This window comes from Bacteroides faecis, from assembly GCF_020091505.1.
Lineage (GTDB): Bacteria > Bacteroidota > Bacteroidia > Bacteroidales > Bacteroidaceae > Bacteroides > Bacteroides faecis.
The window spans coordinates 4,352,632-4,363,376 of the sequence record NZ_CP081916.1 but is presented as its reverse complement, the minus strand read 5'-3'; the positions used below and the strand labels follow the sequence as shown (position 1 = coordinate 4,363,376).

Annotated in this window: 5 protein-coding genes and 2 pseudogenes; 5 read left to right on the top strand and 2 right to left on the bottom strand. The window is 41.0% G+C overall.

Features of this window, described 5'->3' with window-relative positions; genetic code table 11:
* Positions 1 to 13: 13 nt before the first annotated feature.
* The gene (locus K6V30_RS17210; protein WP_055270762.1) at positions 14 to 2,866 is read left to right on the top strand and encodes a glycoside hydrolase family 2 TIM barrel-domain containing protein; all 2,853 of its coding nucleotides are present in this window, start codon (positions 14 to 16) and stop codon (positions 2,864 to 2,866) included.
* A gap of 21 nt (positions 2,867 to 2,887) precedes the next feature.
* On the opposite strand, the gene K6V30_RS17205 is transcribed toward K6V30_RS17210, so the two are convergent.
* Positions 2,888 to 3,289, bottom strand: coding sequence for an ACT domain-containing protein (locus K6V30_RS17205; protein ID WP_055270764.1), 402 nt, complete (start codon positions 3,287 to 3,289; stop codon positions 2,888 to 2,890).
* A 107-nt stretch (positions 3,290 to 3,396) separates the two neighbouring features.
* Between K6V30_RS17205 and K6V30_RS17200 the strand changes: the two genes are divergently transcribed.
* Positions 3,397 to 4,083, top strand: a complete 687-nt coding sequence (locus K6V30_RS17200; RefSeq protein ID WP_010537940.1) for a response regulator transcription factor — start codon at positions 3,397 to 3,399, stop codon at positions 4,081 to 4,083.
* Positions 4,080 to 5,168: pseudogene (locus K6V30_RS17195) on the top strand (histidine kinase dimerization/phospho-acceptor domain-containing protein); the annotation flags it as partial. The gene K6V30_RS17200 and the pseudogene K6V30_RS17195, both read left to right, overlap by 4 nt.
* Positions 5,169 to 5,273: 105 nt before the next feature.
* Here K6V30_RS17195 and K6V30_RS17190 read toward each other — a convergent pair.
* Complete coding sequence (locus tag K6V30_RS17190; RefSeq protein ID WP_055270625.1) at positions 5,274 to 7,097, bottom strand: reverse transcriptase domain-containing protein; 1,824 nt, start codon at positions 7,095 to 7,097, stop codon at positions 5,274 to 5,276.
* Positions 7,098 to 7,679: 582 nt separating this feature from the next.
* Between K6V30_RS17190 and K6V30_RS17185 the strand changes: the two are divergent.
* Positions 7,680 to 7,955 (top strand): annotated as a pseudogene (locus K6V30_RS17185) (sensor histidine kinase); the annotation flags it as partial.
* A 119-nt stretch (positions 7,956 to 8,074) separates the two neighbouring features.
* Complete coding sequence (gene mgtA / locus K6V30_RS17180) at positions 8,075 to 10,726, top strand: magnesium-translocating P-type ATPase (protein ID WP_055270768.1); 2,652 nt, start codon at positions 8,075 to 8,077, stop codon at positions 10,724 to 10,726.
* Positions 10,727 to 10,745: the final 19 nt, after the last annotated feature.

Here is a 10,745-nt window from a genome sequence, read left to right as displayed (position 1 = left end):
AATAAAAGTAATAATGAGAAAAGTAACCACTTTATTATCGACTTTAGCATTGGCAACTACGCTGGCTGCTCAAAATCTTCCGCAAACGGAACGACAATACCTTTCCGGTCACGGATGTGATGATATGGTAGAATGGGACTTCTTCTGTACTAACGGACGTAATTCAGGCAAATGGACAAAGATCGGTGTACCATCTTGTTGGGAGTTGCAAGGCTTTGGTACCTATCAGTATGGAATCACCTTTTATGGCAAAGCATTTCCCGAAGGCGTTGCTGATGAGAAAGGAATGTATAAATATGAGTTCGAAGTTCCCGAGAAGTTTCGCGGGCAACAGGTGAATCTTGTATTCGAGGCTTCAATGACAGATACCGAAGTCAAAGTAAACGGACGGAAGGTTGGTTCGAAACATCAGGGAGCTTTCTATCGTTTTTCATACAATGTCACTGATTTCCTTAAATACGGAAAAAAGAACCTCTTGGAAGTAACAGTGTCTAAAGAAAGCGAAAATGCCAGTGTGAATCTTGCCGAACGTCGTGCCGATTACTGGAATTTTGGTGGTATCTTCCGCCCGGTATTCCTGGAAGTGAAACCTGCCATTAATTTGCGACATATCGCAATTGATGCGCAAATGGATGGAACCTTCCGTGCCAATTGTTACACAAATATATCCAATGATGGAATGAGTATCCGTGCCCAGATTCTGGATAATAAAGATAAGAAACTGGTAGAAACGACTGTACCGGTGAAGGCAGGAGGGGATTGGACATCGTTACAATTAAATGTTCCAAATCCGGCTTTGTGGACAGCGGAAACTCCCAATCTTTATAAAGCTCAGTTCTCCCTGCTTGATAAGAATGGCAAAGTGTTGCACAATGAAACTGAAAAATTTGGTTTTCGCACTATTGAAGTACGCGAAAGTGACGGACTATATATAAATGGAGTACGCATCAATGTACGGGGTGTCAATCGTCATAGTTTCCGTCCAGAAAGTGGCCGTACGCTAAGTAAAGCAAAGAATATCGAAGATGTTCTTTTGATGAAAGACATGAATATGAATTCTGTTCGCCTGAGTCATTATCCTGCCGATCCGGAGTTTCTGGAAGCATGTGATTCTCTGGGACTTTATGTGATGGATGAATTAGGTGGCTGGCATGGCAAATATGATACCCCGACCGGAGTACGACTGATTGAAGGAATGATAGAGCGGGATGTTAACCATCCGTCTATTATTTGGTGGAGCAACGGTAATGAAAAAGGATGGAATACCGAACTCGATGGGGAATTTCATAAATACGACCCGCAAAAACGTCCGGTGATTCACCCGCAAGGTAATTTTTCCGGTTTTGAAACCATGCACTATCGTTCTTACGGTGAAAGTCAGAATTACATGCGTTTGCCGGAAATCTTCATGCCGACAGAATTCCTCCATGGTTTGTACGATGGTGGTCACGGTGCCGGATTGTACGACTATTGGGAAATGATGCGCAAACATCCCCGCTGCATCGGTGGATTCCTTTGGGTACTGGCAGATGAGGGAGTGAAACGTGTCGATATGGATGGTTTCATTGATAATCAAGGGAACTTCGGTGCTGATGGCATTGTAGGGCCACATCATGAAAAAGAGGGTAGTTTCTATACAATCAAGCAGTTATGGAGTCCGGTACAAATTATGAATACTTCTATTGACAAGCAGTTTGACGGTAAATTCTCTGTAGAAAACCGCTATGATTACCTGAACCTGAATACTTGTCGCTTCCTCTGGAAACAGGTGAAGTTTCCTACTGCAACAGATACTTCTAATACAACCACTCAAGTTCTGAAAGAAGGAGAGGTACAAGGAAGTGATGTGGCAGCTCATTCAACAGGGATACTGGATATTAAAACAACCATTCTTCCGAATGCTGATGCCCTTTTCCTTACAGCGATTGACAAATACGGTCATGAGCTATGGCGCTGGACTTTCCCTGTAGATAAATTGAATCAGACGAACGAAGTGTTTTCTCCTCTATCTGGTAAAGCAACATATTCAGAAACGGAAAATGAGCTGACTGTGAAAGCGAAGAATCATACTTTCATTTTCTCAAAGAGAGATGGCCAACTAAAAGGTGTATCAGTGAACAATCATAAGATCAGCTTTGCCAATGGACCTCGTTTCATTGGTGCCCGTCGTGCGGACCGTTCTTTGGATCAATTTTACAATCACGATGACGAAAAGGCAAAAGAAAAAGACCGTACTTATAGTGAATTCCCTGATGCCGCAGTATTTACCAAACTAGAGGTAAAAGAAGACGGAGGAAACCTGATTGTTACTGCAAATTATAAATTGGGGAATCTTGATAAAGCACAATGGACAATCAATCCCAATGGAGAGGCGGCATTGGATTATACGTACAATTTCTCCGGTGTGGTAGATTTAATAGGAATCAGCTTCGACTATCCCGAGGATCAGGTCATCAGCAAACGATGGCTGGGAGCAGGACCATACCGTGTATGGCAAAACCGTATTCATGGTACGCAATACGACGTATGGGAAAATGACTACAACGATCCTATTCCGGGTGAAACATTTACCTATCCTGAATTCAAAGGATATTTCGACAGCGTCTCCTGGATGAATATCCGTACAAAAGAAGGTACTATCAGTCTGACCAATGAGACTCCGGATTCCTATATCGGAGTATATCAGCCGCGTGACGGTCGTGACCGATTACTTTATACGCTTCCTGAAAGTGGAATCTCTGTCTTGGATGTGATTCCTCCTGTACGTAATAAAGTAAATTCCACAGATCTGTGCGGTCCTTCTTCACAACCCAAATGGGTAAATGGTCCGCAGACCGGTCGAATCATTTTCCGGTTTATGGAATAAATGAAATAAAAGGTACTCACATCACGTTGAGTACCTTTTTTGTAGTTCAAGAATAGCATTTAAAGCTTGTTCTGCTTTCTCTTCAGGCACAAAAATATGGTCATGATAATACGCTGTCACAACATTTGCACTAATGTTTTTCTCAGCTAGTTTAGCTGAAAAGGCGGCTGTCAGACCAACTGCATCCAGACTGGAATGTACATTAAGTGTAATAAGCCTATAAACAGACTGGTAATGAATCTTCTTATTTACGGCATCTTGCTGTTCAAGAATGAAAGTTACCCCTTCTTTCTCGTGGAAAATCCCGATAGGGTTTAGTTCATACATTATCTTCCAATCAATTGTTGGAAAAGAACAAAAAACAAAATTACGTTCATCCAATACAGGTTCTATATTGGATAATAATATATCTAAATCTTTTATACTGACATAAATTCAACCGATGATAATTACACAAATATATGTAATAAGTGAGGAATAATCACTATTTTTGTTTCGTTATATATATTCTGATTAACGAATCCTTTCCTATGTATACAATACTAATTATAGAAGATGAACCCAGAGTTGCAAGTTTACTGATGAACGGACTGGAAGAAAATGGTTATCAGACAATGGTAGCTTATGACGGATTAATGGGATTACGGCTTTTTCAGGCACATACATTCAATCTGGTTATATCTGATATTGTTTTGCCTAAGATGGATGGATTTGAACTGGCAAAAGAAATTCGTAAGTCCAATCCCAATATTCCTATATTAATGTTGACGGCATTAGGTTCAACGAACGATAAACTGGACGGTTTCGATGCCGGTGCAGATGACTATATGGTAAAACCGTTTGATTTCAGAGAGCTGAATGCCAGAATTAAAGTTTTATTGAAACGTGTTACAGGAAATGTACCGGAGTTACCACAGGAACTTGTTTATGCGGATCTGCGTATTGACCTTCAGCGGAAAGACGTAGAACGGAATGGCATATTCATTAAACTTTCTCCCAAAGAATATAACTTGCTGCTATATATGGTCGAAAATGCTGAAAGGGTATTGAGCCGCGTTGAAATAGCAGAGAAAGTATGGAATACCCATTTTGATACGGGAACAAACTTCATAGATGTATATATCAACTATCTCCGTAAAAAAATAGATCGGGATTTCGAACCAAAACTTATTCATACCAAAGCCGGAATGGGCTTCATACTGACTGACAAATTATGAAAATCAAGACAACACTGACTCTACAATATGCAGGACTGACAGCCGCGGTATTCTTCGTATTTGTTATAGCTGTCTATTACGTAAGTGAGCATTCACGCAGTAATGCTTTCTTTCGTAACTTACAAAGTGAAGCTATAACCAAAGCTCATTTATTCCTTAACAATCAAGTAGATGCAAAGACTATGCAGTCTATTTACCTGAACAATCAGAAGTTTATAAATGAGGTAGAGGTAGCTGTCTATACAACAGATTTTAAAATACTATATCACGATGCTCTTCAAAACGATATAATCAAGGAAACACCGGAAATGGTGGAACGTATTCTGAAACGAAAAAACATCAGTTTTTATGTTGACGAATATCAGGCAATAGGACTTGTGTATCCGTTTGAAGGAAAAGATTACATTGTCACTGCCGCAGCTTATGATGGCTATGGATACGCCAACCGGGATGCACTGAGAAATATGCTCATTCTATTATTTATCGGCGGATTGACAGTGTTGGCAATTGTCGGTTATATTCTTTCCCGAAGTACTTTGAAGCCAATACGAAATATAGTAAAAGAAGCGGAGAAGATTACCGCATCCCATATTGACAAAAGGTTACCTGTAAAAAATGAACAGGATGAGCTGGGAGAGTTAAGCATTACATTCAATGATTTGCTGGAACGTTTGGAGAAGTCTTTCAACTCACAAAAGATGTTTGTCAGCAATGTATCCCACGAATTACGTACTCCTATGGCTGCTCTCACAGCCGAACTGGATTTAGCCTTGTTGAAAGAGCGAACCTCCGAACAATATCAGGCAGCCATTGGCAATGCATTACAAGATTCACGACGAATTATAAACCTGATAGACGGATTGCTGAATCTTGCAAAAGCCGATTATCAGTCGGAACAGATAACAATGGAGGAGGTCCGTCTGGACGAATTATTGCTGGATGCCAGAGAGCTAGTATTAAAAGCTCATCCGGATTATCATATTGAACTAGTATTTGAGCAGGAAGCTGAAGAAGATAATGTGCTGACTGTAATCGGAAACAGTTATCTGTTGACTACTGCTTTTGTAAATCTGGTTGAGAACAACTGGTAGGCTAAGCACCCAGCGCCTTGTCATATTTCTATGATAGGTTTCCGAGTACTCGCCTCCGAACCGGACTTACAAGTCTCCCTGTATCCGGCTCTCCACTAATTAATTCAGTCTGATTCTTCGGTCGGGGTCTATCTTTGCATGACACTTTGAGCAGACAGCCAAAGTTTTTCGTCTTCGGGCTATCATTCTCTTTTCCCAGTCGGATTTACCTTTCAGGTCTTTAAGTTTGCGAACGTGATGCATTTCGAGTTTATCGGTAGCACCGCATAATTCGCAGACTTGGAGTTTCAGCCTTTCCATAAGGCTGTTACGTCCACCTGTTATGGAAACTGTCCGTGGAATAGTGTCACAGTAAATATTACCTGCAACCTTTTTGCGTTTGAAACCATCATGATAAAATGATTGGTAAAGTGTCTTACCCTTGCTATTTTCATATGCCACTTGGAAAACCTTATTCTTTTTATATTTCAGAAGGATTTTCTTTACAGATGATTTGTATTTGTTCGCAAATACCTTATACATACTGTATGACATAATGTGATAGAAAGAATTGATGACATAGCTATTATTGGCTATTGAGTAGTAATTATAGAACCCTCGGATTTCGGCATTGAACTGACTGACTATTTCCAAGTCATCCAAGTTCAGCATGTACGTTCTGACGATAGATTTCCAAACCTCTTTACCATTGACAACCGCTATTCTTGCGACCTTGTAATCAAAGAGTTTCTTCCGCATCGTTTCAAAATTCAGATACAAGACAGGCTTGTGTCCGAATGCCCTAACCGTTCTACCGAACTTATCCTTGCGTAAATCATTACACCTGCGGATAAATACGTCATATCCGAGAAATTTTGCTGGCTTTTGCGCATTGGTTATCAGTGTCTTTTCGTCTGACAGTTCCAGTTTAAGAGCTTCATTCAAATAGTTCTTAATATCCTCTTTTACTGTTTTACAGTCTTCCAGACTACCGGTAATTCCAATCAGAAAATCATCTGCGTATCTCACATATTTTAACCGTTTGATACTGCTGTCCATTTCATTACGTGCCGGATAGTTGTTCCGTTCTTCTCGTAGCCGCTTAATTTCAGCGGTCATCTGTTCCCTTACCTTTACATCTTTCTCATTCTTTTGCTTCTTTGCCAGTCGGTATCTCCGCTGTTCGTAGAGCTTGTATCGAGCATCGCCTTTTCTCGTTACCCCTTTATTAAACCGATTGGTGTATTCCTTGATGTACTTGTCGAGCTTGTCAAGGTAGATATTAGCCAGTATTGGGCTGATAATCCCGCCTTGTGGAGTTCCACTGTACGTTCTATGAAATACCCAGTCTTCCACATATCCGGCATTCAGGAACTTTCGGATAAGCCGCAAAAATCTTTCGTCAGCGATACGTTCCCGAAGAATATTAATCAATACGTCATGATTGATATTGTCGAAGAATCCTTTAATATCGCCTTCAATAAACCATTTCACGGCAGTGAATGTCTTTTGTATATCTATAAGAGCAGTATGACAACTTCGTTTGGGACGAAACCCATGTGAAGTATGTTCAAAACTGCCTTCATAGATTGCTTCAAGTATCATTCTAACTACTTCCTGTACCAGCTTATCATCAAAAGAGGGTATGCCAAGCGGACGTTTTTTCCCGTTTTTCTTAGGTATGTACGTCCTTTTGGACGGATTAGGCTGATAAGTCTCATTTTTGAGACTATCAATCAATTGTTCAACTCGGTCAATGCTCATTCCGTCAATGGTTTTACCATCGGCTCCTGCCGTCATGTTGCCTGTCTTGCTGTAAATATTCTGATAGGCTACATAAAACATTTCCTCATTAAACAGCACTCTATACAGCCGCTCAAACTTATAGTTCAAGTTACCGCTGTGTTTACTCAGACTGTTCAACACATTTTCTGGATTTCTCATGTCTCTCACATCTTCCTTTAAATTGTTAAACTTAATTAGCTGCTCCCCTTCGCCATGTACAGGACCTTACCCTGCTCAGACTACTATGGAAGCTCCGTTGCCATGCCGGATATTCAGGGGCAGACCCCATAGCCCTACAACTGGCTTTCCGGTTTAGGCAATCCCCGTTTAGAAATTTGACGACTATTTGGCTCGATAGATTGTCGGATACGACTTTCGTCCTTTACTACTTATGGTAGTTGCCTTGCGGTAAGTTTATGCTACTCCTGCTACCTGTCATCAGTGTAGTACCGCAACATAACGGTATAATTCCGAAGAATTATTCAACTGTCTTCCGTCATTGCCCAAGGATACGACTGCTCGGACTATCGTTCAACCAATACAGGCTTTATCCTCATATCTATCATTTTAACTTGCCATTCGGTCGCAGCCTGACAGTTGGCTGACTTATGGCTTTACCAACGTGCTATGTTCCCTTGTGGGGTTTTCCCCTCCGGTTAGCGGTTGTTAATAGGCATTCTAAACACTTGCCCAGTCGCTTGCCAAAGCGACATTCGTCAAATTCCCTTTTACGGGCGCACCAAGTATTCTTCCAATCGGACTTCATCAGTCCTGATAGCTTATTGGGAGCAATGGGCGATCATCCGCTTATCCGATAATGGTGTAGGAATGTCCGATGTAGATAAAGAAAACCTATTCAAACTATTTTATCGTGGAGAAAACAAGAATATAGCTCCCGGAAATGGAATAGGTATGACTTTGACGCAGAAAATCATTCACCTTCACAAAGGAGAATTGACCGTATCCTCTCATAAGGATGAAGGCACTACCTTTGTGGTAAAACTCCCGCATATTTAAGAAATTCTAATTGTTTTCTAATACCACTCTAATCATTCTCTAACAGCTTCCTTGTGAAGTCCTCCTTACTTTTGCGTTGAATTAATAAATGCAGTTAGTAACTTAAAAAAAAAGAGAATATGGTATGGAAGAAAAGACTGCGCTCATCACAGTACACATTCAATTCAGAGAAAGTATTTTTGGTTGCCACACAACCCAGTAAGTCAATCTATTCCTACTTGCAGACCACAAAGCTTGGACTAACACAGGGAGAAGTTCAGGAGCGACAGTCCATTTATGGAAGAAACGAAGTTATTCATGAACAGAAAAAGAATCCGTTTATCCTGTTTATCAGAACGTTCATCAATCCCTTTATAGGCGTTCTGACCGGACTTGCCATCATATCCCTGTTATTGGATGTACTGATGGCTGAACCGGGAGAACAAGAATGGACAGGAGTAATCATTATATCATCAATGGTTTTATTTAGTGCTGTCCTGCGTTTCTGGCAGGAATGGAAAGCAAATGAAGCTACGGATTCTTTAATGAAGATGGTAAAAAACACTTGTCTTGCGAAACGCGCGGGAGAACGGGAAGAAGAAATTGATATTACAGAACTTGTTCCGGGAGATATTGTGTATCTGGCAGCCGGTGATATGATCCCCGCCGATATACGGATTATTGATTCAAAAGACTTGTTTATTAGTCAGGCTTCACTGACAGGAGAGTCCGAACCGATAGAAAAGTTTCCGGAAGTACAGGGACAGCAATTCAGGAAAGGAAGTGTCATTGAGTTGGATAATATCTGTTATATGGGGTCTAATGTGATTAGTGGGGCAGCAAAAGGAATTGTTTTTGAAACGGGAAACAAAACCTATTTGGGTACGATTGCTAAAAGTCTGGTCGGGCATCGTGCTACTACAGCTTTTGATAAAGGCATTAGTAAGGTTAGCTTTCTATTGATTCGTTTTATGTTGGTTATGGTCCCATTTGTGTTTTTTGTAAATGGTTTTACGAAAGGAGACTGGTTCGAAGCTTTCATTTTTGCTATATCTGTTGCGGTCGGTCTTACTCCCGAAATGTTGCCTATGATAGTAACTGCCAACCTTTCTAAGGGAGCGATTACTATGTCAAAGAAGAAAACAATTGTAAAGAACCTCAATGCTATCCAGAATTTTGGAGCGATGGATATACTCTGCACCGATAAGACCGGTACGCTGACCTGTGACAAAATTGTGTTGGAGAAGTATATCAACGCAGATGGGAGCGATGATAACAGTAAACGTATTCTTCGTCATGCGTACTTTAACAGCTATTTTCAGACTGGTCTGAGAAACCTGATGGATAAAGCAATCCTTTCCCATGTGAGAGAACTGAATCTGGAACATTTGAAGGACGACTATACCAAAGTGGATGAAATACCTTTCGACTTTACACGCAGAAGAATGTCTGTTGTAATAGAAGACAGGCAAGGGAAACGGCAGATCATTACTAAAGGAGCGGTAGAAGAAATTCTCGATGTCTGTTCGTATGCTGAGTTCAACGGGCAGATACATCCTCTGACTGATGCCTTGAAAACTAAAGCGCAAAAGATAAGTGAAGAAATGAACCGGCAAGGAATGAGAGTATTGGCGGTTTCCCAGAAAAGTTTCATCGAAAAGGATTGCAATTTTGCTATCGAGGATGAAAAAGAAATGGTGTTGATCGGCTATCTCGCTTTTCTTGATCCCCCGAAACCTTCTGTCGCTGAAGCTATCGAGCAATTATATACACATGGAGTGGTAGTTAAGATTTTGTCGGGGGACAATGATATCGTGGTGAAGGCCATTGCCCGTCAAGTAGGGATTGACACTAGTCACTCCCTTAGCGGGTTAGAAGTGGAGGAAATGGATGATACTGCATTGAAAGAAGCAGTAAAGAACACCACTTTATTTTCCAAACTCACTCCATTTCAGAAGACATATATTATCTCTCTGTTGCAGGAGCAAGGTAACACGGTAGGCTTTCTGGGAGATGGAATCAACGATGCAGGTGCTCTACGCCAATCGGATATTGGCATATCGGTCGATTCGGCAGTAGATATAGCCAAAGAAAGTGCGGATATCATCCTGCTGGAAAAAGACCTGATGGTATTGGAAGATGGCGTACTAGAAGGGAGGAAGACGTTTGGCAATATCAATAAATACATAAAAATGACTGCCAGTTCCAATTTTGGTAATATGTTCAGTGTGATGTTCGCCAGTGCGTTTCTGCCATTCCTGCCTATGATGCCTATACACTTATTGATTCAGAATCTACTTTATGACATATCGCAGACAACCATTCCATTCGACCGGATGGACCCGGAGTTTCTGAAGAAACCGCGTAAATGGGATGCGTCCGACCTGAGCCGTTTTATGATTTATATAGGGCCTATCAGTTCCATTTTCGATATAATTACTTATTTGGTTATGTGGTATGTGTTCAGCTGTAACACTCCCGAACATCAAACGCTATTTCAGACTGGATGGTTTGTAGAAGGTTTATTATCACAGACATTGATTGTCCATATGATACGAACAAGAAAGATCCCGTTTATACAAAGCCGGGCAACCTGGCCCGTTATGGGATTAACACTATTAGTTATGGCGATAGGAATTATAATACCTTTCACTTCTTTCGGGAGGTCTATCGGACTGACGGCTCTCCCTTTGGGCTATTTCCTTTGGCTGCCAGGCATTTTGCTTTCCTATTGTATCTTGACACAACTGGTAAAAAGCTGGTATATCAGGAAGTTTGCACGCTGGCTATAGTGTTCGGGTTGTTTATCCC